At 61.3% G+C, this 24089-nt stretch carries 24 protein-coding genes and 1 pseudogene; 20 read left to right on the top strand and 5 right to left on the bottom strand.

Features of this window, described 5'->3' with window-relative positions; all coding sequences use genetic code 11:
• Positions 1 to 257 precede the first annotated feature (257 nt).
• From pmtA to DQ393_RS33500, 6 genes are all read left to right on the top strand, one after another.
• Positions 258 to 851, top strand: a complete 594-nt coding sequence (pmtA, locus tag DQ393_RS20640; RefSeq protein ID WP_112343587.1) for a phospholipid N-methyltransferase PmtA — start codon at positions 258 to 260, stop codon at positions 849 to 851.
• 19 nt (positions 852 to 870) lie between these two features.
• Complete coding sequence (locus tag DQ393_RS20635) at positions 871 to 1458, top strand: histidine phosphatase family protein (RefSeq protein WP_112343586.1); 588 nt, start codon at positions 871 to 873, stop codon at positions 1456 to 1458.
• A 1-nt stretch (position 1459) separates the two neighbouring features.
• Positions 1460 to 2152 (top strand): orotidine-5'-phosphate decarboxylase, encoded by a 693-nt coding sequence (gene pyrF / locus DQ393_RS20630; protein WP_095433732.1) that lies wholly within the window; start codon positions 1460 to 1462, stop codon positions 2150 to 2152.
• Positions 2153 to 2179: 27 nt separating this feature from the next.
• Positions 2180 to 2467 (top strand): DUF1330 domain-containing protein, encoded by a 288-nt coding sequence (locus tag DQ393_RS20625; RefSeq protein ID WP_075856622.1) that lies wholly within the window; start codon positions 2180 to 2182, stop codon positions 2465 to 2467.
• 112 nt (positions 2468 to 2579) lie between these two features.
• Positions 2580 to 3560, top strand: coding sequence for a complex I NDUFA9 subunit family protein (locus DQ393_RS20620; RefSeq protein WP_112343585.1), 981 nt, complete (start codon positions 2580 to 2582; stop codon positions 3558 to 3560).
• A gap of 288 nt (positions 3561 to 3848) precedes the next feature.
• Positions 3849 to 4013: a hypothetical protein gene (locus tag DQ393_RS33500; RefSeq protein ID WP_169644184.1), complete on the top strand. Its 165-nt coding sequence runs from the start codon at positions 3849 to 3851 to the stop codon at positions 4011 to 4013.
• Between the two features lie 70 nt (positions 4014 to 4083).
• On the opposite strand, the gene DQ393_RS20615 is transcribed toward DQ393_RS33500, so the two are convergent.
• A complete protein-coding gene (locus DQ393_RS20615) occupies positions 4084 to 4884 on the bottom strand; it encodes an undecaprenyl-diphosphate phosphatase (protein WP_112343584.1) in 801 nt (266 codons plus the stop codon).
• Between the two features lie 148 nt (positions 4885 to 5032).
• Here DQ393_RS20615 and DQ393_RS20610 point away from each other — a divergent pair, with 148 nt between their 5' ends.
• The 9 genes from DQ393_RS20610 (at position 5033) to DQ393_RS20570 (ending at position 15485) form a co-directional block, all read left to right on the top strand.
• Positions 5033 to 5725: a glutathione S-transferase family protein gene (locus DQ393_RS20610; protein ID WP_112343583.1), complete on the top strand. Its 693-nt coding sequence runs from the start codon at positions 5033 to 5035 to the stop codon at positions 5723 to 5725.
• Positions 5726 to 5800: 75 nt separating this feature from the next.
• Positions 5801 to 6958: a tRNA epoxyqueuosine(34) reductase QueG gene (gene queG / locus DQ393_RS20605; protein ID WP_112343582.1), complete on the top strand. Its 1158-nt coding sequence runs from the start codon at positions 5801 to 5803 to the stop codon at positions 6956 to 6958.
• Entirely contained in the window at positions 6958 to 7830 is an 873-nt protein-coding gene (locus tag DQ393_RS20600) for an SDR family oxidoreductase (RefSeq protein ID WP_112343581.1), read from the top strand. The genes queG and DQ393_RS20600 overlap by 1 nt, the downstream gene beginning before the upstream one ends.
• Before the next feature lie 395 nt (positions 7831 to 8225).
• The gene (locus DQ393_RS20595; protein WP_112343580.1) at positions 8226 to 8594 is read left to right on the top strand and encodes a septal ring lytic transglycosylase RlpA family protein; all 369 of its coding nucleotides are present in this window, start codon (positions 8226 to 8228) and stop codon (positions 8592 to 8594) included.
• Positions 8595 to 8805: 211 nt separating this feature from the next.
• Complete coding sequence (locus DQ393_RS20590; RefSeq protein WP_112343579.1) at positions 8806 to 10095, top strand: RsmB/NOP family class I SAM-dependent RNA methyltransferase; 1290 nt, start codon at positions 8806 to 8808, stop codon at positions 10093 to 10095.
• 198 nt (positions 10096 to 10293) lie between these two features.
• Positions 10294 to 11580: an imelysin family protein gene (locus DQ393_RS20585; RefSeq protein ID WP_112343578.1), complete on the top strand. Its 1287-nt coding sequence runs from the start codon at positions 10294 to 10296 to the stop codon at positions 11578 to 11580.
• 43 nt (positions 11581 to 11623) lie between these two features.
• Positions 11624 to 13183, top strand: a complete 1560-nt coding sequence (locus DQ393_RS20580; RefSeq protein WP_112343577.1) for a di-heme oxidoredictase family protein — start codon at positions 11624 to 11626, stop codon at positions 13181 to 13183.
• On the top strand, positions 13183 to 14394 hold the full coding sequence (locus DQ393_RS20575; protein WP_245430416.1) for an imelysin family protein: 1212 nt from the start codon (positions 13183 to 13185) through the stop codon (positions 14392 to 14394). Before DQ393_RS20580 ends, DQ393_RS20575 begins: the two co-directional genes overlap by 1 nt.
• 5 nt (positions 14395 to 14399) lie before the next feature.
• Positions 14400 to 15485 carry a DUF1513 domain-containing protein gene (locus tag DQ393_RS20570; protein ID WP_112343576.1) on the top strand — a complete coding sequence of 362 codons (1086 nt, stop codon included), beginning with the start codon at positions 14400 to 14402 and terminating at the stop codon, positions 15483 to 15485.
• A 17-nt stretch (positions 15486 to 15502) separates the two neighbouring features.
• On the opposite strand, the pseudogene DQ393_RS34340 reads toward DQ393_RS20570, so the two are convergent.
• A pseudogene (locus DQ393_RS34340) lies at positions 15503 to 15631 on the bottom strand (GntR family transcriptional regulator); the annotation flags it as partial.
• A 385-nt stretch (positions 15632 to 16016) separates the two neighbouring features.
• Between DQ393_RS34340 and DQ393_RS20560 the strand changes: the two are divergent.
• Entirely contained in the window at positions 16017 to 16820 is an 804-nt protein-coding gene (locus DQ393_RS20560) for an alpha/beta hydrolase (RefSeq protein ID WP_112343574.1), read from the top strand.
• Positions 16821 to 16837: 17 nt separating this feature from the next.
• Here the strand turns inward: DQ393_RS20560 and DQ393_RS20555 are convergent, their stop codons facing one another.
• A complete protein-coding gene (locus DQ393_RS20555) occupies positions 16838 to 17914 on the bottom strand; it encodes a DUF2252 family protein (protein WP_112343833.1) in 1077 nt (358 codons plus the stop codon).
• A 162-nt stretch (positions 17915 to 18076) separates the two neighbouring features.
• Here DQ393_RS20555 and DQ393_RS20550 point away from each other — a divergent pair, with 162 nt between their 5' ends.
• The 3 genes from DQ393_RS20550 (at position 18077) to guaA (ending at position 20841) form a co-directional block, all read left to right on the top strand.
• Positions 18077 to 18538, top strand: a complete 462-nt coding sequence (locus tag DQ393_RS20550) for a PaaI family thioesterase (protein WP_112343573.1) — start codon at positions 18077 to 18079, stop codon at positions 18536 to 18538.
• On the top strand, positions 18535 to 19176 hold the full coding sequence (locus DQ393_RS20545; RefSeq protein ID WP_112343572.1) for a 5'-methylthioadenosine/S-adenosylhomocysteine nucleosidase: 642 nt from the start codon (positions 18535 to 18537) through the stop codon (positions 19174 to 19176). The genes DQ393_RS20550 and DQ393_RS20545 overlap by 4 nt, the downstream gene beginning before the upstream one ends.
• A 102-nt stretch (positions 19177 to 19278) precedes the next feature.
• Positions 19279 to 20841, top strand: coding sequence for a glutamine-hydrolyzing GMP synthase (gene guaA, locus DQ393_RS20540; RefSeq protein WP_069611063.1), 1563 nt, complete (start codon positions 19279 to 19281; stop codon positions 20839 to 20841).
• Here the strand turns inward: guaA and DQ393_RS20535 are convergent.
• Positions 20804 to 21874 (bottom strand): AraC family transcriptional regulator, encoded by a 1071-nt coding sequence (locus DQ393_RS20535; protein WP_245430415.1) that lies wholly within the window; start codon positions 21872 to 21874, stop codon positions 20804 to 20806. The genes guaA and DQ393_RS20535 overlap by 38 nt on opposite strands.
• A 23-nt stretch (positions 21875 to 21897) precedes the next feature.
• Here DQ393_RS20535 and DQ393_RS20530 point away from each other — a divergent pair, with 23 nt between their 5' ends.
• Positions 21898 to 22620: an SDR family oxidoreductase gene (locus DQ393_RS20530; protein ID WP_112343571.1), complete on the top strand. Its 723-nt coding sequence runs from the start codon at positions 21898 to 21900 to the stop codon at positions 22618 to 22620.
• Positions 22621 to 22783: 163 nt separating this feature from the next.
• Here the strand turns inward: DQ393_RS20530 and DQ393_RS20525 are convergent, their stop codons facing one another.
• Positions 22784 to 23824, bottom strand: a complete 1041-nt coding sequence (locus DQ393_RS20525) for an alpha/beta fold hydrolase (RefSeq protein WP_162737053.1) — start codon at positions 23822 to 23824, stop codon at positions 22784 to 22786.
• Positions 23825 to 24089 lie beyond the last annotated feature (265 nt).

Genomic DNA, 24089 nt, shown 5'->3' with positions numbered 1-24089 from the left:
AAAGTGTCAGGGGATTTCGGACGACATCATGCTCCACTTTTTTGATTCAAGAGCCGGATGATTTCAGGTCGAACAGACCTGAAATCATCCGGCTCTGCGAAACCAAAGCGCCCTTTCATGCGTTTATGCAACGCAAGGGCGCTTTTATTTGATCCTTTGTGAATTGCGACATTTTCTCTTGTTTTTACGTCATCGCATTGCAAGATCCTAGAGAAGCGGTATGTAAGTCGCGATCGTAACATCTGGTGGGGGAGAGCATGGCGCTGCGTCTCAAGGAACGGTTGGGCAAGAAGTTCGACGAGGAGATCCGTTTCTTCAAGGGCATGATGCAAGGGCCGAAGACCGTGGGATCGATCGTTCCCACCTCATCGATCACGGCGCGCAAGATGGCTGGCGTCATCAACACGCAATCGGGCCTGCCCGTGCTGGAACTCGGGCCGGGAACTGGCGCCATCACCAAGGCGATCCTGGCACGTGGCGTCGAGCCGCAAAACCTCGTCGCCATCGAATATTCGACCGATTTCTACAACCACCTCGTAAAACTTTATCCCGGCGTGCATTTCATCAATGGCGACGCCTTTGATCTCGATACGACGCTTGGCGTGCTGCGCGGCCAGACCTTCGATTCCGTCGTCTCAGGCATTCCTCTGCTCAATTTTCCCATGAAGGCGCGTGTCGCGCTTTTGGAAAACCTGCTGGACCGCATTCCGCCCGGCCGGCCGGTGGTGCAGATTTCCTACGGGCCGGTTTCGCCTATTATCGCCAAGCCGGACCGCTATCATATCCGCCACTATGATTTCATCGTCCGCAATATTCCGCCGGCCCAGCTCTGGGTCTATAGCCGCGGCTGAGGCAATCGCTGAGAAATCCATGTACGCTCTCTATATCACGCACCCGCAGGTGCGGATCGACCCGAATGTGCCGGTGCCGCAATGGGGCTTGTCCGACACTGGCGCCGAGCGTGCGCGGCTGGCGGCGAGCCGGCCTTGGGCCAGCAAGCTGAGCCTGATCGTCTCCAGCGGCGAACGCAAGGCGATCGAAACGGCCGAAGCTTTGGCGGCGGCAAGCGGTGCGCCGATCGAGATCATCGAGGCCATGCATGAAAACGATCGCAGTGCCACAGGTTTTCTGGCGCCGCCGGAGTTCGAGAAAGCAGCGGACTGGTTCTTCGCCCACCCGCATGAAAGCTTCAAGGGCTGGGAGCGCGCCATCGACGCGCAGGCGAGAATCGTCTCCAATGTCGAGACCGTTCTTGCGCGCCACGATCCGAACGTGCCGATCGCCTTCGTCGGCCATGGCGGCGTCGGCACGCTGCTGAAATGTCATCTGGAGGGAAAGCCGATCGCGCGCCAGGGTGATCAGCCGCCGGGTGGCGGCAATCTTTTCTGTTTCGATCTTGCGAAGCGCGCCGTCTCATGCGACTGGACACCCATGGAAGATTGGATGGGATGGGCCTGAGATGACCGCACGCGACCGCTTGATCGTTGGACTGGATGTTCCAAACCTTCAGGAGGCCGAAAAAGTGGTCGGCGCCCTCGGCGACGATATCCTCTATTACAAGATCGGCTATCAGCTCGCCTTTGCCGGCGGCCTGGAATTCGCGCGCGACCTTGCCGCCAGCGGCAAGAAGATCTTCCTCGATATGAAATTGCTCGACATCGACAATACGGTCGCCTCCGGCGTGGAGAATATCGTCAAGATGGGCATGTCGATGCTGACGCTGCACGCGTATCCGAAAGCCATGAAGGCGGCTGTCGAAGCGGCCAAGGGCTCCGACCTCTGCCTGCTCGGCGTCACCGTGCTGACCTCGATGGACGAAGGCGATCTCATCGCCGCAGGATATGAATATGATCCGCATACGCTGGTGCTGCGCCGGGCCGAACAGGCGCATCTCGCCGGCATGGGCGGTATCGTCTGTTCGGCGGAGGAGTCGGCCGCCGTCCGCAAGATCATCGGGCCCGATATGGCGCTGGTGACCCCCGGCATCCGGCCAGCCGGCAGCGACAAGGGCGACCAGAAGCGCGTGATGACGCCGGCCGCTGCTATCAAGGCCGGCTCGAGCCATCTGGTCGTCGCAAGGCCGATCGTCAAGGCGGCCGATCCGAAGGAAGCCGCCCGCGCCATCCTCGCCGAGATGGACGCCGCGCTCTAAACCACGACAACAATCAGGGAGGAAAACATGCCAAAGGGATATTGGATCGCGCGCGTGGATGTCCGCGACCCCGAGCGCTACAAGGATTATGTCGCCGCCGCGAAGCCTGCCTTCGAGAAATACGGCGCGAATTTCCTTGCCCGCGGCGGAGCGTTTACCCCGCTTGAGGGACAGGCACGCGGCCGCAACGTCGTCATCGAATTTCCATCGCTGCAGCATGCCGTCGATTGCTACAATTCGCCGGAATACCAGATCGCCGCCAAAATCCGCCAGCAGGTCGCGGATGCAGAAATGGTCGTCGTCGAAGGGGTTTAAACCCTTTGAAAACGCGACGCTGCAACGCAGCGCGATAGCACTTCACCTCGGCGCCGGGATCGGCTAAGACGAAACCAGATCAGCCCAATCAAAGCCTTTCGAGGAGCCTACCATGACCCTGTCCAACCTCCCGCCGCTCGTGACCGTGTTCGGAGGATCAGGCTTCATCGGGCGGCATGTCGTGCGTGCGCTCGCCAAGCGCGGCTATCGCATTCGCGTTGCCGTGCGCCGTCCCGATCTTGCCGGCTTCCTGCAGCCGTTCGGCAATCTCGGCCAGATTTCGATCGTTCAGGCCAATGTGCGCTACCGCAATTCCATCGACCGCGCGGTCGAAGGCGCTCAGCATGTCGTCAACTGCGTCGGCATCCTTGCCCCAAGCGGCCGCAACACCTTTGACGCCGTGCAGGAATTCGGCGCCAAGGCGATTGCGGAAGCCGCCCGCAATGCCGGTGCCTCGCTGACGCATATTTCGGCACTGGGCGCCGATGCCAACTCTCCTTCGGTCTATGCCCGAACCAAGGCTCGCGCCGAAACCGCGATCCTATCGATCAAGCCGGATGCAATCATCCTGCGCCCTTCGATCGTGTTCGGACCGGAAGACGAATTCTTCAACAAGTTCGCTGACATGTCGCGCACCGCGCCGTTCCTGCCGCTGATCGGCGGCGGCAAGACGAAGTTCCAGCCTGTTTACGTCGGGGACATTGCCGAGACCGTTGCCCGCAGCGTCGACGGCAAGCTGAAGGCCGGCACGACCTATGAGCTCGGCGGCCCGGAAGTGCTGTCCTTCCGCGAATGTCTCGAGACCACGCTTTCCGTCATCAACCGCAAGAAGTCGCTCGTCTCCATTCCCTTCGGCCTGGCTTCGCTGATCGGCTCGGTTGCTTCGCTCGTGCCGCTCATTACGCCGCCGATCACCTCCGATCAGGTCACGCTGCTGAAGAGCGACAACGTCGTTTCCAAGCAGGCGGAAGCGGAAGGACGCACGCTGAAGGGCATCGGCCTGTTGCCGACGCTGCTCATCTCCGTGCTGCCGTCCTATCTCGTCCGCTATCGTCCGCAGGGTCAGTTCACCGGTTCCGGCAAGGCTGCCTGACGATTCGGCAGCTCAACGAATTCAAAACGCCGCCGGCTCCGCCGCGCGGTGTTTTTTTGTCGTTCGAATGCCGCGGCAGAGGGCTTGCGTGCCCCGCAATCCCGCTCTCATTCACAGCTTAGCGTTGCCTAAAAGACGCACTGCGGAAATAGTCGCATTAACGTCAAATTTAACATGAACATTTATTGCTATTGCTCATCTCACTGACTAACACAGCCGCGCGTCTCAGGCTTGGACAATGAACCGGTCCGCGGCGCGCTTCACACTTCTGCGGAAAGGCATTTTTCGATGGGCAAGTCTATCGCGCTTTTGTTTGCGTGCGCGGCATTGGTGATTCTCGCCGGCTCTTTCGTAGCCCGCGGCAGCATCGCCTCGGTAAAGGGCGAATGTGCGCCGACCTACGGCGTCGATCCCTGCACAACGGGCTCTATCGACACGTCCTCCCAGAACTGATCAGGCACGAAAAAGGCCGGTTCTCACCGGCCTTCCTGCTCTTCGGTATCCTGGTATCAGGCGATTCGCCTCAGCCGATCGTATAAAGACCGATCAGGCCGAGTACGCCGATGATGATGCGCCACCATGCGAAAGGCGCGTAGCCGCGACGCGAGACGAAATCGAGCAGCGCGCGCACCACGAACAGCGCCGAAATGAATGCGGTAAAGAAGCCGACGACGATCAGCAGCCCCTGATCCATGCTCAGGTCGTGACGGCTCTTCCAGAGATCGAGCGCAAAGGCGCCCGCCATTGTGGGCATGGCGAGAAAGAAGGAAAATTCGGCGGCGGAGCGCTTGTCGGCGCCGAGCAGGAGCGCGCCGACGATAGTTGAGCCGGAGCGCGAGGTTCCCGGGATCATGGCCAGGCACTGGAAGAAGCCGATCTTGATGGCCATCGGCCAGGAGAATTCATAGGCGCTGGTGTATTTCGGCTTGAACTGGATCTTGTCGATCACAAGCAGGACGATGCCGCCGAGAATCAGCGAGATACAAATGACCTTCGGCGAGTCGAACAGCACGGTCTTGATGAAATCATGCGCCAGGGCGCCGATGACGGCGGCCGGCAGGAAGCCGAACAGGACGGCCAGAACGAAATGGCGGGCCTTGACGCTGACGGGCAGTGCCTTGGCAATCTGAACGAGCCGATTGAAATAGACGAGCAGGATGGCGAGAATCGCACCGAGCTGGATCAAAACGTCGAAAGTGGCGGCTTCCTTGAAGCCGAGAAAATGTCCGAGCAATATCAAATGGCCCGTCGAGGAGACCGGAATGAACTCCGTAAGCCCCTCCACAAGGCCCAAAACCAGCGCGATAATAATTTGTTCAGCCATATCGTGTCCTTTGTCAAACGGCCGGGCGGCCCGATTCGCTTGTGCAAACTAGGCCAAGATCCTATAGCTTCAACCGATGACAAATGACTAGGGCCGCAGAATAGCGACCAAAAGCTCCGTAGCATCAATCAGAAACACCCGAGTATCAATGCCGACGCTGTATCACCACCCGATGTCATCCTCCTCACGGTTCGTTCGTCTGATCCTGACCGAGTACGGCTATCAGACGGAACTGATCGAGGAACAGACCTGGGAAAAGCGACGCGATTTCCTGGCGCTCAATCCCGCCGGCACCCTGCCCGTCTACGTCGATGACAGCATGCGGGCGCTCTGTGGCGCGACCGTGATTTCCGAATATCTCGACGAGACACATGGGGTGTTGAAGCGGGATCGCCGGCTGCTGGCCGAAGATCCGTTCCAGCGGGCCGAAATCCGCCGGTTGACGGAATGGTTCATGCAGAAGATGGAGCAGGACGTCACCCGTCCGCTGACGCGCGAGCGTGTGTTCAAGCTGCAGATGACCGCCGAGCAGGGCGGCGGCGCGCCCGATTCCAAGGTGATGCGCATGGCACGCGGCAATATCCGCCAGCACATGAAATATCTGTCCTGGCTTGCGGGATCGCGGCAGTGGCTTGCCGGCGAGCGGCTGAGCTATGCCGATCTTGCCGCCGCTGCCTCGGTTTCCGTGCTAGACTATCTGGGCGAGATCGACTGGACGGAATCGCCTGTTGCCAAGGAATGGTATCAGCGCCTGAAATCGCGCCCGTCCTTCCGCCCGATCCTGGCAGAGCGCGTGCGCGGTGTCACTCCGGTCTCGCACTACGCCGACCTGGATTTCTAGAGCGTTTTTTCACGCAATTCCGGCCGAAAACCGCTAACGCACTTTATCCTGGAATTGCCATGACGAGGGCTCGATATGCCCGATGATCGCGAAACGGAAAAAGCGAACAAGCGCAGAAGCACGCTGACTGCTTTCCTGCGGGAGGAAGCGCGCGCGCAAGGCTTCGATCTCTGTCGCATCACGAGGCCGGACGCCATTCCGCAAGCGGCTGTCCGGCTCGGCCAGTTTCTCGACAAAGGCCATCACGGCACTATGGGCTGGATGGAGGAGACACGCGACCGGCGCGGCGATCCGCGCGTGCTTTGGAGCGAGACGCGCTCCATCGTCGTGTTTGGTCTCAATTATGGCCCCGATGAGGATCCGCGCGGCATCCTGGAGAAAAAAGAGAAGGCTGCGATCTCCATCTATGCGCGAAACCGCGACTATCACGACATCATCAAGGGTCGGCTGAAAGAGATCGCCACGCGCTTCGCGGCGCGCTCGAAGGAGGACGTCAAGGTCTTTGTCGATACGGCGCCGGTCATGGAGAAGCCGCTCGCAGAGGCTGCCGGCCTCGGCTGGCAGGGCAAGCATACCAATCTCGTCAGCCGCGCCTTCGGTTCCTGGCTGTTCCTCGGCTCGATGTTCACTACGGCCGATCTCGAGCTCGATGAGCCGGAGATAGACCATTGCGGCTCCTGCCGGGCCTGCCTCGACGTGTGTCCAACCGCAGCCTTCCCTGCGCCCTACCAGCTCGATGCGCGCCGCTGCATTTCCTATCTCACCATCGAGCACAAGGGACCGATCGATCCTGAGCTACGACCATTGATCGGCAACCGCATCTATGGCTGCGACGACTGTCTTGCCGCCTGCCCCTGGAACAAGTTCGCAAGCGCCGCTTCGGAAATGAAGCTGGTCGCCCGCGACGATCTGAAGGAACCGTCGATCGCCTTTCTGCTTGATCTGGACGACGCGGCCTTTCGCACATTCTTCAGCGGCTCGCCGGTCAAGCGCATCGGCCGGGACCGGTTCATCCGCAATGTACTGATCGCGGCCGGCAATTCGGGCGAGCGTTCCTTTATCGAGAGATGCCGCCAACTGGCTGGGGATCCCTCACCCGTAGTACGCGGCATGGCGATCTGGGCGCTGTCGCGACTGATGACGGCTGGCGAGTTCCGAGCATTTGCGGCAGAAAGGGACGACGAAGCGAACGAAGAGGTTCGCGCGGAATGGACATTGGCGGGAGTAGTATGATGCATGTGATGATTTTCGGCTGCGGCTATTCGGGAACAGCCATCGCCAAGGCTTTCGCCGGCGCAGGCGTTCACATCACGGGCACGACCCGCTCCGCCGACAAGGCCGAGCTGCTGACGAAAGAAGGCATCGAGGCCTTCGTCTTCGACGGCGAGACGCTCGATCCCGCCTTGACCGAGGCCATGCAAACCGCGACGCATCTGGTGCAGTCGATCGCGCCGGGCAAATCAGGCGATCCGCTGCTGCGGCTGGCGCAGCTCGATCTCAAGGCGCTGATGCCGAAGCTGGAATGGATCTGCTATCTCTCGACCGTCGGCGTCTATGGCGACCACAAGGGCGCCTGGGTCAGCGAACAGACGTCGCTGCATCCGATCGCGGATCGTTCGGTCGAGCGCGTCGAGGCCGAAGACGGCTGGCTGCGCGTCGGCATCAGGCTTGATCTTCCCGTTGCCGTGCTCAGGCTTTCCGGCATTTACGGCCCAGGCCGCAACGCCTTCTGCAACCTGGAAAAGGGCACGGCACGGCGGCTGATCAAGGCGAACCAGGTCTTCAACCGTATCCGCGTCGAGGATATCGGCGCCTGCGCCCGCTTCCTGTCCGAGCACAAGCTAGGCGGCATATATAATGTCACCGACGACGAACCCGCGCCTCCGCAGGATGTAGTCGCCGAGGCTGCCCGCCTCATGGGTGTCGAACCACCGCCGGAGCAGGCTTTCGAGACAGCCGAGCTGACGCCGATGGCACGCTCCTTCTATGGCGAGAACAAGCGGGTCTCGAACAAGAAGCTGCGTTCACTCGGCTTTGCCTTCCGCTATCCGGAATATCGTATGTCGCTTGCCGAGCTCTGGTCGTCTGGACGGTGGCGCGGCTAAAGGCCCTTCTCCGCGCGGAGAAAAATCGCACGAAAATTCCTACTTAGCCGGCTGACCTAGTTCAATTTACTCCGTATTTATGGTTAACGACCTCTAAAATTGCACAAATGAGGCAGCAATTATGGCAAATTCGGAAAATTATTTTTCCGAATTTCGTGATCTCCGACAACGCGCCTCGCGTATGGGAAAATTTATTCCATTTTTAACTGATTTTATTAGGTTTTTTCCACAATCAAGCAAAGCCGTTGATTAGTCACGGTATTTGCCTTGAATCACAAATGTTACAGCCTGTAACATTCCGTGATCGATAGTGGCACTTTTTCGCCATTTTTGGCCTGATTTAAGCCCGCCGCCTACCCAGGGCGCAAGTTCAATAGCTTGAGGGAAAAATCGGTTTGAAGAAACTCGCACGTTCTTTGGCAATCGCCGCAACTATATCCGCCTCCATTATTGTCGTTTCGACACCGGCATCTGCATCTACCGGATGCGGAGGCGCCTCATGGTACGGAGGAAGTTCCAAAACAGCTTCCGGTGAACGTATGAGTTCCAAAAATCTCACCGCAGCCCATCGCTCGCTCGCCTTCGGCACGCGCCTGCGGGTCACCAACAAGCATAACGGCCGCAGCGTTGTCGTTCGCATCAACGACCGCGGACCTTTCATTCGCGGCCGCGTTCTCGATCTCTCCCGCGCCGCCGCACAGAATATCGGCATGGTCGCCTCCGGTACGGCCAAGGTCTGTTACGACGTCGTCGCCTCGAAGTAATCGCTCGATCAAGCCGGATCCGTCAGGCATTTCGGCGCGACGCTTGCTCTCTCCGTCAATCGCGGCTACGACGCGGTTGGGACGTCTCAATAATCCGCCGCCACGTGCATTTTTCGTGCGGATTGATGAGGTGTCGGCTATTTTGATAGGGCGCAACGCTTCCCGGTAAACTCCGCTGAGTTCGGGACGGTGCGCAAGCAGGAGAGTGTGAATGCGTCTGGGCGGCCGATTGCAGGGGGCCATCGAAGTTCTTGCCGATATCGAAGCGCGCAAGCGACCGGTGGCCGACGCCCTGAAGGACTGGGGCCTTGCTCATCGCTTCGCCGGTTCCGGCGACAGGGCCGCGATCGGCAATATCGTCTACGACGCCCTGCGTATGCGGCTTTCCCATGCCTGGCTAATGGGTGACGACAGCCCTTCGGCGCTTGCACATGCCGTACTCTTTCGCCAATGGGGACTGACACCCGAGGCGCTGGCCGCCGAGCTTGAGGGCGATAAATTCGCTCCCGAAGCGCCGAGCGCTGAAAATCTGGCCGCCTTTGCGGCCCGCAAGCTCGAAGACGCGCCGCTTCACATCCAGGGCGATATCCCCGAATGGGTCGAGCCTTCATTCCAGCACGCCTTCGGCGACGGCTGGCTTGCCGAGGCGAAGGCTCTTTCCGAACGCCCCACGCTCGACCTTCGCGCCAACGCCCTGAAAGCAGACCGGGCCAAAGTCGTAAAGGCGCTGGAACGCGCAGGCGCGCAGGCATCGAAGATCGCCCGTTTCGGCATCCGCATTCCCGCTGGCGAAGGCGCATCGCGCCTGCCGAACGTTACCGCCGAGCTCTCCTTCCAGAAGGGTTGGTTCGAGGTGCAGGATGAGGGCTCGCAGATCGTCGCCGATCTCGTCCTGCCGGAGGAAGGCGACCAAGTACTCGACTATTGCGCCGGCGGCGGCGGCAAGACGCTCGCCATGTCGGCGGCAATGCACAATAAGGGCCAGGTCCACGCCTATGATACCGATCGCCGGCGGCTGGCACCGATCATCGAGCGGCTAAAGCGGGCCGGCACCCGCAATGTTCAAGTGCATGACGAACGCAACGGGTTGCTTCCTCTGCGCGGCAAGTTCGACAAGGTTCTCGTCGATGCGCCCTGCACCGGTACCGGCACCTGGCGACGTCGGCCCGACACGAAATGGCGGCTGACGCAGAAGAATCTCGACGAGCGCACCAGCCAGCAGCAGGAAGCTCTCGCCCAGGCCGGCGAATTCGTCCGCCCCGGCGGCTCGCTGCTCTATGTCACCTGCTCGGTCCTGCCCGAGGAGAATGAGGCGCAGGTCAACCGCTTCGCCAGCCTCAATCCGGATTTCGAGGTCGTTGAAGCCCTGAACTCCTGGGAAAAGCTGTTCGGCAAGGAGATGCCGCGGCCCCATTCTTCCGACGGCCGGACTATCACGCTGACGCCCGCCTCCACCGATACGGATGGCTTCTTCTTCTGCCGCCTGCAGCGGAAGGGATGAGGCTCAATCCATCCGCCCGCGATGGACGGCGAGCGGACACCTCTTCTTCTCAACAATCCACTCCGTTTTTAAGGCCGAACCCGCAAGGTTCGGCTTAAAACCATTCTAAACTAGAGCGTTTGACACAAGTTTATTTTTCATACATGACACAAAACGCCAAGTTTTTGACGGTGCCCCCGCCGTCCTCAGGAGAGGAACATGAAATTTAAGATCAATTTTGGCGCCGTGCTTGCGGTGGCCGTTGCCACATCTGCCGCATCCGGCCTGCCCGCCCTCGCTGCTGCCCCTGAACCGGCTGCCGTTCTCAAACATTATGCAGAGCTTGCCCATGCCAAATATCAGGACTCGCTGACGACGGCGAAGGCGCTCGACAAGGCGATCGATGCCCTGCTCGCCAATCCCGGCGACAAGACGCTGAAGGCGGCGCGCGCAGCCTGGATCAAGGCTCGCGTTCCCTATGCGCAGACGGAAGTCTACCGCTTCGGCAACCCGATCGTCGACGACTGGGAAGGCAAGGTGAATTCCTGGCCGCTGGACGAAGGCCTGATCGACTATGTCGACGCCTCCTATGGCACGGAAAGCGACGAGAACGCGCTCTATGTCGCCAATGTCATCGCCAACAAGACGATCAAGATCAACGGCAAGGATGTCGATGCCTCGCATCTGACGCCGGAATTCCTGTCGGGCACACTGCATCAGGCGGGCGGTGTCGAGGCCAATGTCGCGACCGGCTACCACGCCATCGAATTCCTGCTCTGGGGTCAGGACCTGCACGGCACCAAGGCGGGCGCCGGCGAACGCCCGGCAACCGATTACGATCTGAAGAATTGCACGCACGGCAATTGCGACCGCCGCGCCGAATATCTGAAATCTGCCTCGACGCTGCTCGTTGCCGACCTGCAGGACATGACGGACAAGTGGGAGCCGGACGGCGAAGCCACCAAGCATCTCGAAGCGGATCCGAAGGCTGGCCTCACCGCCATCCTGACCGGCATGGGCTCGCTCTCCTACGGCGAACTTGCCGGCGAGCGCATGAAGCTCGGCCTGCTTCTGCACGATCCGGAAGAAGAGCAGGATTGCTTCTCCGACAATACCTATAACGAGCACAATGGCGACGCGATCGGCATCGCCTCCGCCTATACCGGCACCTACACCCGCGCCGACGGCACCAAGATGAAGGGTCCGTCGCTGCACGATCTGGTCAAGGCCAAAGATCCGGCGCTCGACAAGGAAATGGAAGGCAAGCTCGACACGACGCTTGCGGCCATGAAGGCACTGGTGCATCGCGGCGAAACGGTCGAAAAATACGACCAGATGATCGGCGAGGGCAACAAGGAAGGCAACGCGACGGTTCAGAAGGCCATTGACGGCCTGCTCGACCAGACGAAGAGCATCCAGCGCGTCATCGCCGCTCTCGACCTCGGCACGATCAAGCTTGAAGGTTCGGACAGCCTGGACAATCCTAACGCCGTCTTCAAGAAGTAATAGGGACGGTGGCAGCGCGCACCGCGCTGCCACCCCGACACCCATGACAAGCATTCCGGCCAACCGCGCCCTGCTGCCCGCCTTCGCTGCGGGTTTTTTGGTTTTTTCGCTCACGCTGGCCACCGCCGGCATTCTCGACTTTCCGGCGACCCGCACCGATCTTGCACCCGAACAGCTGAAGCGGGTGCGCGACGTCACCCGCGCGACTACGGATTTCTCCAAGGCCGAGCCCTATGAAGCGATGCAGGGCGGTGCGCTGACCTCGATCGATCCCGTCAGCCGCGATATCTTCTCGCAGCCCTCGGCCAATCTCAGCTCGGAGCGCGGACAGGATTTCCATCTCGGCAACGCCCTCTTCCGCAAGCTCTGGGTTTCGGCCCCCTCTTCGACCCAGGCCTCCGATGGACTGGGGCCGCTGTTCAATGCCCGCTCCTGCCAGAGCTGCCACATCCGGGATGGCCGCGGCCATGCGCCGGATGCCGCCGGAACGGCCGCAACCACGATGGTCCTGCGCCTGGCACGGACCGCCGTCACGCCGGAAGAGGAGCAGGCGGTCAGGGACTTCCGCGCGCTGAATTTTCCGGACTCCACCTATGGGGCGCAACTGCAGGATCTCGCCGCGCCCGGACTTGCCGCCGAAGGCAAGGTGACGCTCAGCTATAGCGAGGAGACGGTGACGCTTGCGGGCGGTGAGACAGTGATGTTGCGCAAGCCGACATACGGCATGAGCGATCTTGCCTATGGACCGCTCGACATTACCACGACGATTTCAGCGCGTATCGCGCCGCCGATGATCGGCCTCGGCTTGATCGAGGCCATTGCGGATGCCGATATCCTTGCCAATGCCGACCCTGACGACAGGAAAGGCACCGGCATTCGCGGCCGCCCCGCCATCGTCCGCGATCATCGCACAGGTAAGATCGCGCTCGGCCGATTCGGCTGGAAGGCGCAGAATGCCACCGTGCGCGACCAGGTGGCGGATGCCTTCTCGGCCGATATCGGCATTTCGACGCCAGACCGGCCGGACGCCTATGGCGATTGCACGTCCAGGGAGCCGCGCTGCCTGGTCATGCCGAACGGCATCCAGAAGCGGCTGGGCGATACGGAAGCGCCGGATCCCGTCCTTCCCCTCGTCACCTTCTATTCCGAAAATCTCGCCGTGCCGGCTCGCCGCAAGGCGAGCTTTCCCGATGTGCTGCATGGCAAGGAACTATTCTACAGCGCCGGCTGTGCGGCCTGTCACACGCCGAAATTCGTGACCCGCGACGACCTCAAGGGCAGCGATGGCAAGGACTCCCCGCAGGCCTTCCAACTGATCTGGCCCTATTCCGATTTCCTGCTGCACGACATGGGCGAAGGTCTTTCGGATGGGCAGCAGGTGGGCGTGGCATCCGGTCGCGATTGGCGCACGCCGCCGCTCTGGGGTATAGGCCTGACGCAGACGGTGAGCGGCCGGCAGGCCTACTTGCATGACGGCCGCGCCGGCACGCTGACCGAAGCCATCCTCTGGCACGGAGGAGAGGCGGAAAAAGCCCGCAACGCATTCGCCGGTCTTTCGAAGGACGACCGGCAAGCCCTCGTCAACTTTCTGGAGTCCCTTTGATGCGCCATTGGAAACGCCCGGAGCATTTCCGCTCTGAACGGAGTCACCGAAATGTTCCGTCCCATTGTTTTCACGCAATTCCGGACGCAAAACCGCTGCGCATTTTTGCTGGAATTGCTCTGGCCGCCAGCCTTCTGCTTACCGTTGCAGCCCTGCCTGCCCTTGCCGAAGACGCGACGACCGATGGTGCCGGCCTGAACGAGGCGGCGGTGCCGGCCACTCTGCAGAAGGCGGTGGACGAGGTCATTCGCCCGGGCTACCGCGCCATGCACGACTCCGCATCGAAGCTGACGGCGGCAATGAAGGCGCTTTGCGCCGACCCCACGGACGCGACGCTTTCCGGCGCTAAAGCCGCCTTCGGCGATACGGTGAAGACCTGGTCGCGCATCGAGATCGTCGATACCGGCCCGATCATCGAACAGAACCGCTTCGAGCACATCCTCTTCTATCCCGATCGCAAGGGCGTCGGTCTCAAGCAGGTGCAGGCGCTGATCGCCAGGGCGGACGAGCAGGACACCACCGTCGAGGCCGTCGCCGGCAAGAGCGTGGCGCTGATGAGCATGACGGCGCTGGAATATGTGCTCTTCGGCAACGGTTCCGACATTCTCGGCAAGGACAAGCAGAGTTTCCGCTGCCGCTATGGCGCGGCGGTTGCCGGCAATATCGAAAATACGGCCAAGGAAATCGCCGACGAATGGGATGCGCCCGACGGCGTGCAGAAATCCTGGAAGTTTCCTGGCAAGTCCAGCGACGATTTCATGGATAACAAGGAGGCCGTGACGGCGTTGCTGGGCATCCTCGTGCATGGCGCGGCCAATGTCCGCGACCAGCGGCTGGAAACCTTCTACAAGGGCGATGCGGCGGCGGCCCGGCCGAAGATGGCGATCTACTGGCGCTCGGCCAACACCTGGGCCTCGTTTACCGGTAACATCGAAGGCCTGAAGACGCTTTGGGAAAAGGCCGACATGGCAAACCTGCTCCCATCGGACAAGCGCGCCGTCGCCTCCAAGATCGACGGGCTGCTGAACGAACTCGCGGCTACAGCACCGACGATCAATCCGGATATCGAGGCAGCCATCGGCAACGATGCGGAACGCGCCAAGATCGACAAGCTGCTCTCCGTCAGCCGCGATCTCGCCACCAGCTTCAGCGACGAGTATGGCGGCGCCATCGGCCTTTCAGCCGGCTTTTCCTTCGCAGATGGAGACTGAAGGCGATGCGTAGTAGCCTGATCGATCGGAGAACCTTCGTCAAGGCGGCGGGGCTGACCTTCCTTGCGGCCCTGAAGCCTAGCGCGCTGATGGCGCTGGAACGAGCCGATGCGGTGTACGCCTCCGGCATCCGCGCCACTGACGGCTCCTTTGCCGTGGCGACGGTGACCGAACAGGGCCGCATCATCGATCAGGTGGCGCTACCCGCCCGCGCCCACGGCATGGCCTTTTCGAAGGCGACCGGCAAGACCGTCGCTTTCGCGCGCCGGCCCGGTACCTATGCGATGATCTTCGATCCCTGGAACAAGGCCGAGCCAATCGTCATTTCCGCTAGAGAAGGCAGGCTTTTCTACGGCCACGGCACGTTTTCGCCCGATGGCAGGCTGCTCTATGCCAGCGAGAATGATTTCGACAATAATCGCGGTATCATCGGGCTCTACGACAGCAACAACCGCTTTGCCCGCATCGGCGAATACGAGACCTATGGCGTCGGCCCACACGACATGACGGTTTCGGACGATGGCAGGTTTCTGGTCGTCGCCAATGGCGGCATCGAGACCCATCCGGATTTCGGCCGCACCAAGCTCAATCTCGACCATATGGAACCGTCGCTGACACTGATCGACGCCGCGAGCGGCCGGCTGATCGAGAAGCACACGCTACCGTCGCAATATGCCCAGGTCTCGACCCGTCATGTCGACATCGATGCCAGCGGCCGGGTCTGGTTCGCCTGCCAGTATGAAGGCCACCGCAACGACCTGCCGCCGCTTGTCGGCCATTTCGCGAGGGGCGAGGACCTGACCTTCGTTGCCCTGCCCGACGAGACGACCCGGGCTCTTGGCAATTATGTCGGAGCCATCGCGGTCAATCGCACCGAGAATCTCGTTGGCGTCACTTCACCGATCGAAGGGACTTCGGTAACGCTCGATGCGAAGACCGGCAAGGTGCTGAAGGTGGAGAGCATCGCCGATGCGGCCGGCATCGCGCCGACCCGCCATGGCTTTGCCGTTTCCTCCTATGGCGGCGATTTCCTCGGCGAGCACAGCGATGTCGCCTGGGACCAGCACATCGTGCGCATCGCCCGCGGCTGATCGGTGGCTGAACTGCCCTAAGCGAGCTCGCCGGCCTCGATGAAGCACCGCAACGCCGTCGCTGCATTCAGCATGGGCGCTCGCATGCGCCTGACGTCATATCCTCCTCCTTTCGCGATGGCCTGCATGATGGCCGTTTCATGCTGCGCATACGGCGGGCAGCAACTCGCGATCCCCAGCCGCGTCACGCAGCCCATCCACCACTCCGAGTTTCCCAAGATCGACCTGGGCCGTATGCAAAAGCATCAGCCTTCACCGCTTACGCATACAAATAACCAATCACGCAACCGTTACGCATCCAATAATTGACTAACGACGCTATTTGGAATACAAAACGCTCAACAGCCTCGCTTTTGCATACACGAGGAAAGCTCGACGCTGAACCGGAATACAGGATGGGGCAAATTCGACCCGCGTTCGGTCATTTGCCGCTCCGAGACATACAAGATTTCAGAAGCTTCACCGTTCCGACATTCGGCGCGGACGGCTTTTTGGTGCCCATTTATCCTCAACACCATAAGGATCACGATCATGATGATGACCAGACGGAATTTCTCGACCGCCATTGTCGCCGGCGCCGCCGCCTCCCTCATTTCCACGCACGGCATGGCCGCCAGCAATCCGGCTGCGGCCTCCGGCGCGGCTAAGTCCGTGCCATTGAAGGCTCGCAACGTCGTGCTGGCGCATGGGCTTTTCGCGGACGGCTCCTGCTGGACCGAGGTCATTGCCCGGCTGCAGGCCAAGGGGCTGAACTGCACAGCAGTGCAGAACCCGTTGACGACGCTTCCCGAAGCGGTCGCATCGGTGCAGCGCGTGCTCGATCGCCAGGACGGTCCGACCGTTCTCGTCGGCCATTCCTTCTCCGGCATGCTCGTCACCGAAGCCGGCGTTCATCCGAAGGTTTCGGCGCTCGTCTATGTCGCAGCCCGCGCACCGGATGCCGGTGAAGATTATACGGCGCTCGCCAAGACATACCCGACACCACCTGCCTCCGCCGGCATCGTCTTCGATGGCGATGAAGGACGGCTGACCGAGGAAGCTTTCCTGCGCGACTTCGCCGGCGACCTGCCCAAGGCCAAGGCAGAGGTGCTTTACGCCGTGCAAGAGCCTTTCCATAAGGCTTTGCTGACGGGCAAGACCACCCAGGCCGCCTGGCGCAGCAAGCCAAGCTGGTATGCCGTTTCCACCGAAGACAGGACGATCAATCCGGATCTGGAACGCTTCATGGCCAAGCGCATGGGCGCCAAGACCATCGAAGTGAAGGCCAGCCATCTCTCGCTGATCTCGCATCCCGATACGATCGCCCATCTGATTGTGGAAGCCGCCGGGCATTGATCGATCTTTTTACCGGCCTAGCCCTTCCTGGCAAATTCGGCTTGTTCCGCACCGACCGCGACGGTGGCCGCCTTGGCCGCCGCACGCAACCAATCCGAACCACGCGCATCGAGATCAGCCAGAACGCCCGGGATGAGCGACGCATCATTGGCATGGCAGTTGGCGATCTCGAAGCCCATGAGATCCAGCATCTCGGGCGACAGCAGCACCTGCGCGTCGCCTTCGACTTCGATCTTGCGGCTGTTGGGCGACAGGCGGCGCACCAGCAGGGTTCCGGCGACCTGATAACGCGGATCAGGCGAACGCGCCCGGCCGCCGGCGATGATCCCGGTGCGGATATTCCTATCCGATGCATCGTGCTTCAACGACCAGCCGGATTGCAGCAGTGCCTTGACCTCGCGCAATACCGGCCCGCCGCGCCATTCGACATAGGCGACGAAACGCGGACGGCCCAGGCTGCCGGTGCCGGCCAGACGCGGCTTCGGTTCGAATGCCGTCACCGGATCCGGCAATGCCTCGTGCAGTGCCTTGAGATAGCGCTCCGCCACGGGATCCGTCGCTGGCGGCAGATTGCGATATTTTTCCCAGAAAGCCTTGCGCTCGGCATTCGGCAGCAGCACGGCATTGCGCAGCCATTTGTAATCGCGCTCGAGAACGACGGGAGACGGTTGCCGCAAGCCGCGGCGATAGCCCGCCAGTATGCTGTCGGCAACGACGCGCGGCGTCGGGCCGTCTTCGCCGCGCGCCAAGATGGCACTCGTCGCGAGGCGCACGAGGTCCAGCGCAAAGGGCATGACAGCAGCCTCGTCGAAATCATTGGCGCCCCAGACGAGCCTTCCCTCATCATCGCGCCAGGTACCGAAATTTTCGAGATGCGTGTCGCCGATCGCCAATAGCTGCGGGGCATTCCTGAGGTCGGGGCAAATGTCGAGGATGGTCTCCGCCCAGCGCCAATAGGTTCCGCGCAGGAAAGAGAAGCTGTCGGCCTTCATCAGCTTATGCTTCTTCGCCAGCCCCGCTTCCACCAGATCGGCGCCGAGCTGCGCCCGCATCCAGGTTTCATAAGCCGCTACCGATTGCAGGATCGTCGTCATCTTCGCCCTCGCCGTCAGCATCCCAGTTCCGGATAGCATGGCGATCCGATCGTGGAAATTCGATGTCGGCACGGCAGGCCGGGACGCCTCCGCTTTTCCACCGGATAACCCTTGTCCAAACGGCCTCTCCGTGCCAATTTCGCACCCGCGAAAGGGGACGGCATGACACGGCCAGACGACACGGGGACCAGCGGCGATTTTCGAACGCGCATCCGAACGAGCTTCGAACGGCAGGCGGCGATGGCGACGATCGGCGCGGAGTTGACGCGCGTGGAGCATGGCACGGTGGAAATCGAGCTGCCGTTCGATATGAAGCTGACGCAACAGCACGGCATACTGCACGCCGGCATCATCGCCGCCGCGCTGGATTCGGCCTGCGGCTTTGCCGCCTACAGCGTCATCGACCCCTCGGCATCGATCCTGACGATCGAATTCAAGGTCAACCTGATGTCGCCCGGGCGCGGCGAGCGCTTCCTGTTTCGCGGCGATGTCACCAAGCCCGGCACGACGATCATCGTCGCCGACGGGCGCGGCTATGCCATCGGTGATGGGCCGGCCAAGCTGATTGCCTCGATGACGGGAACGATGATGGTCATCCGGGGCAGAGAGGGAATTAGCGGATGAAATTCGAATTGAAGCGGGTATCGGGCAAATCGATCCTGTTCGTCATGGCGGCCGAGGCTGAATACGGGCCCTTCCTGCGCTCGCGCATCGATCCGCTGATGACGGGCGTCGGCCCGGTCGAGGCTGCGATCGCGCTCACCCGCGCCTTCGCGCAGCTCGAGGCGCAGGGTGACCTGCCCGATCTCGTGGTGTCGCTCGGTTCGGCGGGCTCCGCCAAGTTGGAGCAGACGGAGGTCTACCAGGTCACCTCGGTTTCCTATCGCGACATGGATGCCTCGCCGCTCGGCTTCGAAAAAGGCCGCACGCCTTTCCTCGATCTGCCAGCGACGATCGAGCTGCCCTTGCGCATCCCGACCATTGCCGAGGGCAGCCTTTCGACAGGTGCCAATATTGTCTCGGGCTCGGAAGCTTATGAACGCATCGGCACCGACATGGTCGACATGGAAACCTTCGCAGTACTGCGCGCCTGCCAGACCTATGATCTGCCGCTGATCGGCCTGCGGGGCATTTCCGACGGCAAGGTCGATCTGCAGCACATTTCCGACTGGACGGAATATCTGCATGTGATCGACCGCAAACTCTCCTACGCCGTCGATAGGCTGTTTACGGCGCTGGAAGACGGCGTATTCTGGTTCTAAAGGCCGGAAACGACGAGAATTAAGGACAATCGGGACAATAAAATCGCCGCTCGCGTGATTTGCCCGATTGCCAGGGAAAGCGCTTTTCATTAAAGGCTCGCCATGACCCAGACAGCACATCCAGACACCGTTCTCATCGTCGATTTTGGCAGCCAGGTGACGCAGCTCATCGCACGGCGTGTGCGCGAAGCGGGCGTCTACTGCGAAATCGTTCCCTTCCAATCCGCCGAAGCCGGCTTCAAGCGGCTGCAGCCGAAAGCCGTTATCCTGTCAGGCAGCCCGGCCTCGACCGTGGACGAAGGCTCGCCGCGGGCGCCGCAGATCATCTTCGACAGCGGCATCCCGGTCTTCGGCATCTGCTACGGCCAGCAGACCATGTGCATGCAGCTCGGCGGCAAGGTCGAGAGCGGTCACCATCGCGAATTCGGCCGCGCCTTCCTCGAAGTCGACAAGGATTGCGCCCTCTTCGAAGGGCTGTGGTCGAACGGTTCGCGCCATCAGGTATGGATGAGCCACGGCGACCGCGTCACCGCGCTGCCGGAAGGCTTCGAAGTGGTCGCGACGTCCTCGAACGCACCTTACGCCTTCATCGCCGACGAGAAGCGCAAATATTACGGCGTGCAGTTCCATCCGGAAGTCGTGCATACGCCCGATGGCGCAAAGCTGATCGGCAACTTCATCCATAACATTGCCGGCATCAAGGGCGACTGGTCGATGTCGGCCTATCGCGCCAAGGCGGTGCAGGCGATCCGCGATCAGGTCGGCGACAAGCGCGTCATCTGCGCGCTTTCCGGCGGCGTCGATTCCTCCGTTGCCGCGCTACTGATCCACGAGGCCGTTGGCGACCAGCTGACCTGCATCCTCGTCGACCACGGCCTGATGCGCAAGGACGAGGCGGCAAACGTCGTCGCCATGTTCCGCGAGCACTACAATCTGCATCTGATCCATGTCGATGCCTCCGACCGCTTCATCGGCGAGCTCGAAGGCGTTTCCGACCCCGAGACCAAGCGCAAGATCATCGGCCGGCTCTTCATCGAAACCTTCGAGGATGAAGCCAAGAAGCTCGGCGGCGCCGATTTCCTCGGCCAGGGCACGCTCTATCCCGATGTCATCGAGAGCGTTTCCTTCACCGGCGGCCCCTCGGTCACCATCAAGTCGCACCACAATGTGGGCGGCCTGCCGGAGCGCATGAAGATGCAGCTCGTCGAACCGCTGCGCGAACTGTTCAAGGACGAAGTACGCGTGCTCGGCAAGGAGCTCGGCCTGCCGGACAGCTTCATCGGCCGTCATCCCTTCCCCGGCCCGGGCCTCGCCATCCGCTGCCCAGGCGGCATCACCCGCGAGAAGCTGGAAATCCTGCGCGAAGCCGATGCCATCTATCTCGACGAGATCCGCAAGGCCGGCCTCTACGACGCCATCTGGCAAGCCTTCGCGGTGCTGCTGCCGGTCCAGACCGTCGGCGTCATGGGCGACGGCCGCACCTATGAATTCGTCTGCGCGCTGCGCGCCGTCACCTCGGTCGACGGCATGACCGCGGATTTCTATCACTACGACATGGAATTCCTCGGCCGCGCCGCGACCCGCATCATCAACGAAGTCCGCGGCATCAACCGCGTGGTCTACGACGTCACATCGAAGCCGCCCGGCACGATCGAGTGGGAATGACGGGGGATGGGGCTTGGCGCTCTCGTGCGGCGAACGTCTTGGGCGAGACGCCGACAAATCGGGTGAAGGCGGTGCTAAAGGCGCTTGGTGACAGGAAGCCTATGGCGAGCCCGATCTCCCCAATAGTTTTGTCACCGCGACGCAACGCATCCTTCGCAACGGCCATGCGCCAGTGCTGAAGATAGCCGATCGGCGCCATGCCGACGACGCTGCGGAACCGGCTGGAAAGGCTGGATCGGGAAACGCCGCAGAGCCGCGCCAAGTCTGCCAACGTCCAGTCTTTCGCGGCGTCTTCGTGTAGTGCCGTCAGCGCCCGGGCTATCACGGGATCGTTCAATCCGGCGAGCAAGCCCCTGTGCTCCCGGGTTGCGTCAGGGACGGCGCCACGAAGAATCTCGACAAATGTCAATTCCATCAAACGCGTAATGACGAAGTCGCTACCGGCTCTCGGTTGCGATGACTCCGACAGGTTCAAACTCAGCAAACTGCGAACACGCCAAGAGGAGACGTCATCACGCATGACATGGACAAAGGATGGCATTAGCCAGGTGAGGAGGCCCTCGTTCGCCGTGTCGAAGACGAACCGCCCGCCACGTAATACCACAGGCGTTTCCGAGCCTGCACCCATCTTCAGAAGCGTTTTACCTGTGCTTGCGACCATCGCCTCGCTGTCCTGAGCAACAGCTTGGGCGTCCGAGGCAAGGACAAAGCTTTTGTCGGTTCTGATTAGGACGAAGTCGCCTTCCTGCAGCAGGAGCGGTTCCTTGTCGGCTCGGATCAACTGGCAGGCGCCGCGCTCCAGCCAGCAGAACAACAGGTCGTCCCGTTTGCGGAACGACACGGCCCATCGGCCATAGCCCTCGATTCCGCCCCAGAGCGTGGCGCTTGGGCGAAGCAGGTGGATGAGGTCGAGAAACGGATCCAAATTTTTGGTCGATTGATAAATTAATATGGAAGATACATTATCGATCGAATGATTAGATCGAAGTAGTCTTTCCTTCAAGAGGCGGGCCGCACCTGGCGGGCAATCCATCCGCATCTGCGAAAGGAAAAGTCATGTTGCACAACAAGCGGGTCGCGATCCTTGGCGGATCGCGGGGGATCGGCTTTGCGGTCGCTCAAGGAGCCGTCCATGAAGGGGCTCATGTCATCATCGCCTCCAGCCAACAAGAGAATGTCGCGAGCGCCATCACGCGTTTACCGGAAGGGACCGCCACAGGTGCGGTCGTCGATGTGAGGTCGATGGAGTCCCTCTCGGCATTCTTCACGACACTCGGCGCGTTCGATCATCTGGTCTTCACCGCCGGCGAGCCTTTGCCGTTCGGCAAGCCCGTCGCCGAAATCGAGCTGACAACTGCGCGCAGCTTTTTTGAATTGCGTTATTGGGGGGCGGTCGCTGCCGTGAAGGCGGCGCGGCCACACATGCGCGATGGCGGGTCCATCGTGTTGACGAGCGGAACCTCGGCCCGGCGGCCGCCGGCAGGTTTTGCCTTCGCGGCAAGCATTTGCGGCGCGATCGAATCATTGACCCGCGCGCTCGCCCTCGAGCTCGCGCCTCTGCGCGTCAACGTTGTGACGCCCGGGATGGTTGCCACCGATCTGTGGTCCGGTATTCCATCCGAGGCACGGGACCAGATCTTCCGCTCGGCAGCCGGGAAGCTGCCCGTGGGACGTATCGGCGAGCCTTCGGATATCGCTGAAGCGTACCTGTCGTTCATGCGCAATGCCTATGCCACCGGCCAATCCGTAGTCGTGGATGGCGGTGCTGTGCTTATCTAAAGCCCTCAGCGCAAACAGCAGCTGTTGAGTCGCGTACCGTGCCAAGGGTCGATTTTCGGCGTCGAAGGCAAGAAAAGCCAAACCAATTCAATGATCGACCTGGGTTTTGAACAATAGAGTGGGGTAGGGGTATTGGCGAACCGCACGCGGCGCGCTCGCTTGGTCAATGACCCCGGCACGTCGTCTTTGCCGGTATGCCCGCAAACCGGTCCTTCATCCAGCTCGATGCCTGATTGGCGGATGCCTTGGCGGTGTCGGCATGAACGACACCGGGCAGTTCGACAAAAGTGATTTTTTCGCCGCGCCGGCAGGCGTCATCCGCAAATTGCCGGGTCACGTTGGGAGACACAACCTTATCGCCCCCGCCCTGTGCGACGAACAGCGGCGCACCAGCCGGGCTGTGGCCGGCGGAGTTCACCGCCAGGAGCTTTCGCCAAGGTTCGATGCGCGAGAGATCTGTGTTGCCAAGCTGACGGCGAAGCCGCAGCACCTGAATTTTGGTTCGAAGCGCAGGGTCCTCGCTGCCGCATGTTTGCGCCAGCCGGCCAATGACTCTCTGTCCGGCGGGCTTCGCGATCGTGGCAAGACTGATATTGTAGACCTTCGACCAGCTTGCTGTCGCAAGTGCCGTCAGCATCGTTCGCACGGATGGATTGACGTCGCCGCCAAGATTGGAAGCCAGATTCGTTGGCGGCGCCGCAGCAACCACACCTGCGAGCTGCAAGTCAGGCGCGTACCGTCCGGCGACTTGCCCGGTGAAAAGGGCTGCGTGCGCCCCCTGTGACAAGCCCCATACGGCAAAGCGCGATCCGGCGCCGACGCGCGGCACGCGCCGCGCCGCGCGAACCGAGTCCAGGACGGCATATCCGGCGGCATTACCGACCAGATAAGCGTGAGGACCGGATGTCCCGAGGCCGGGATAGTCGGTGGCGACGACCACCCAGCCATCGCGCAGCATCTGCATAAGCCCGGGTATTGATGAAAAGGCATGCGGGCCGAGCGAGGGTGCACATTCTTCCGCGATACCGGTGGTGCCGTGCGCCCAGGCAACGACTGGCCTGCCACCGGGTGGTGCAGGGGTATTGGGGGCGATGAGAAGCGCGGTCGATTGCGTGGGGCGGCCATCCTTGTCGCTTGTCTCGTACAGGATGCGCCAGGCTATCGCGCCCGCAGGTGCGTCTGAAGCGGGTTTGGCTTCGATCAACCGTCCAGAGTCTGCTGCGGCTTGCGGCGATACAAACATAATGATGAGGCAGGCCAAGGCGATTGCGCGCATGAAAACTGACCACTCATTCGGCGAGAGCTGCATACTAACCGGCGGCGGATTTTTTATCCAGCCGGGCATATAGTCGGAGTTGAAGGCACGACTGGTGGTCTTTTCCCGACCCGGATGTCTCGATCCTTCCTCGTGGAGACAGCAAGAACCGACCGATTGGCGGGGATAGTACCTGAAACTTGGCCGATTCTGA

This window comes from Martinezella tropici (assembly GCF_003287875.1).
GTDB classification, from domain to species: domain Bacteria; phylum Pseudomonadota; class Alphaproteobacteria; order Rhizobiales; family Rhizobiaceae; genus Rhizobium; species Rhizobium tropici_C.
Note: the sequence above shows the minus strand (reverse complement) of the source record. Positions and strands in the feature narration are given on the sequence as shown.

Excerpts from the sequence above, each read along its gene's own strand:
- pmtA (WP_112343587.1), top strand. The coding sequence starts at position 258 with ATGGCGCTGCGTCTCAAGGAACGGTTGGGCAAGAAGTTCGACGAGGAG.
- DQ393_RS20635 (WP_112343586.1), top strand. The coding sequence starts at position 871 with ATGTACGCTCTCTATATCACGCACCCGCAGGTGCGGATCGACCCGAAT.
- pyrF (WP_095433732.1), top strand. The coding sequence starts at position 1,460 with ATGACCGCACGCGACCGCTTGATCGTTGGACTGGATGTTCCAAACCTT.
- DQ393_RS20625 (WP_075856622.1), top strand. The coding sequence starts at position 2,180 with ATGCCAAAGGGATATTGGATCGCGCGCGTGGATGTCCGCGACCCCGAG.
- DQ393_RS20620 (WP_112343585.1), top strand. The coding sequence starts at position 2,580 with ATGACCCTGTCCAACCTCCCGCCGCTCGTGACCGTGTTCGGAGGATCA.
- DQ393_RS33500 (WP_169644184.1), top strand. The coding sequence starts at position 3,849 with ATGGGCAAGTCTATCGCGCTTTTGTTTGCGTGCGCGGCATTGGTGATT.
- DQ393_RS20615 (WP_112343584.1), bottom strand. The coding sequence starts at position 4,884 with ATGGCTGAACAAATTATTATCGCGCTGGTTTTGGGCCTTGTGGAGGGG.
- DQ393_RS20610 (WP_112343583.1), top strand. The coding sequence starts at position 5,033 with ATGCCGACGCTGTATCACCACCCGATGTCATCCTCCTCACGGTTCGTT.
- queG (WP_112343582.1), top strand. The coding sequence starts at position 5,801 with ATGCCCGATGATCGCGAAACGGAAAAAGCGAACAAGCGCAGAAGCACG.
- DQ393_RS20600 (WP_112343581.1), top strand. The coding sequence starts at position 6,958 with ATGCATGTGATGATTTTCGGCTGCGGCTATTCGGGAACAGCCATCGCC.
- DQ393_RS20590 (WP_112343579.1), top strand. The coding sequence starts at position 8,806 with ATGCGTCTGGGCGGCCGATTGCAGGGGGCCATCGAAGTTCTTGCCGAT.
- DQ393_RS20585 (WP_112343578.1), top strand. The coding sequence starts at position 10,294 with ATGAAATTTAAGATCAATTTTGGCGCCGTGCTTGCGGTGGCCGTTGCC.
- DQ393_RS20580 (WP_112343577.1), top strand. The coding sequence starts at position 11,624 with ATGACAAGCATTCCGGCCAACCGCGCCCTGCTGCCCGCCTTCGCTGCG.
- DQ393_RS20575 (WP_245430416.1), top strand. The coding sequence starts at position 13,183 with ATGCGCCATTGGAAACGCCCGGAGCATTTCCGCTCTGAACGGAGTCAC.
- DQ393_RS20570 (WP_112343576.1), top strand. The coding sequence starts at position 14,400 with ATGCGTAGTAGCCTGATCGATCGGAGAACCTTCGTCAAGGCGGCGGGG.
- DQ393_RS20560 (WP_112343574.1), top strand. The coding sequence starts at position 16,017 with ATGATGATGACCAGACGGAATTTCTCGACCGCCATTGTCGCCGGCGCC.
- DQ393_RS20555 (WP_112343833.1), bottom strand. The coding sequence starts at position 17,914 with ATGACGACGATCCTGCAATCGGTAGCGGCTTATGAAACCTGGATGCGG.
- DQ393_RS20550 (WP_112343573.1), top strand. The coding sequence starts at position 18,077 with ATGACACGGCCAGACGACACGGGGACCAGCGGCGATTTTCGAACGCGC.
- DQ393_RS20545 (WP_112343572.1), top strand. The coding sequence starts at position 18,535 with ATGAAATTCGAATTGAAGCGGGTATCGGGCAAATCGATCCTGTTCGTC.
- guaA (WP_069611063.1), top strand. The coding sequence starts at position 19,279 with ATGACCCAGACAGCACATCCAGACACCGTTCTCATCGTCGATTTTGGC.
- DQ393_RS20535 (WP_245430415.1), bottom strand. The coding sequence starts at position 21,874 with ATGGATTGCCCGCCAGGTGCGGCCCGCCTCTTGAAGGAAAGACTACTT.
- DQ393_RS20530 (WP_112343571.1), top strand. The coding sequence starts at position 21,898 with ATGTTGCACAACAAGCGGGTCGCGATCCTTGGCGGATCGCGGGGGATC.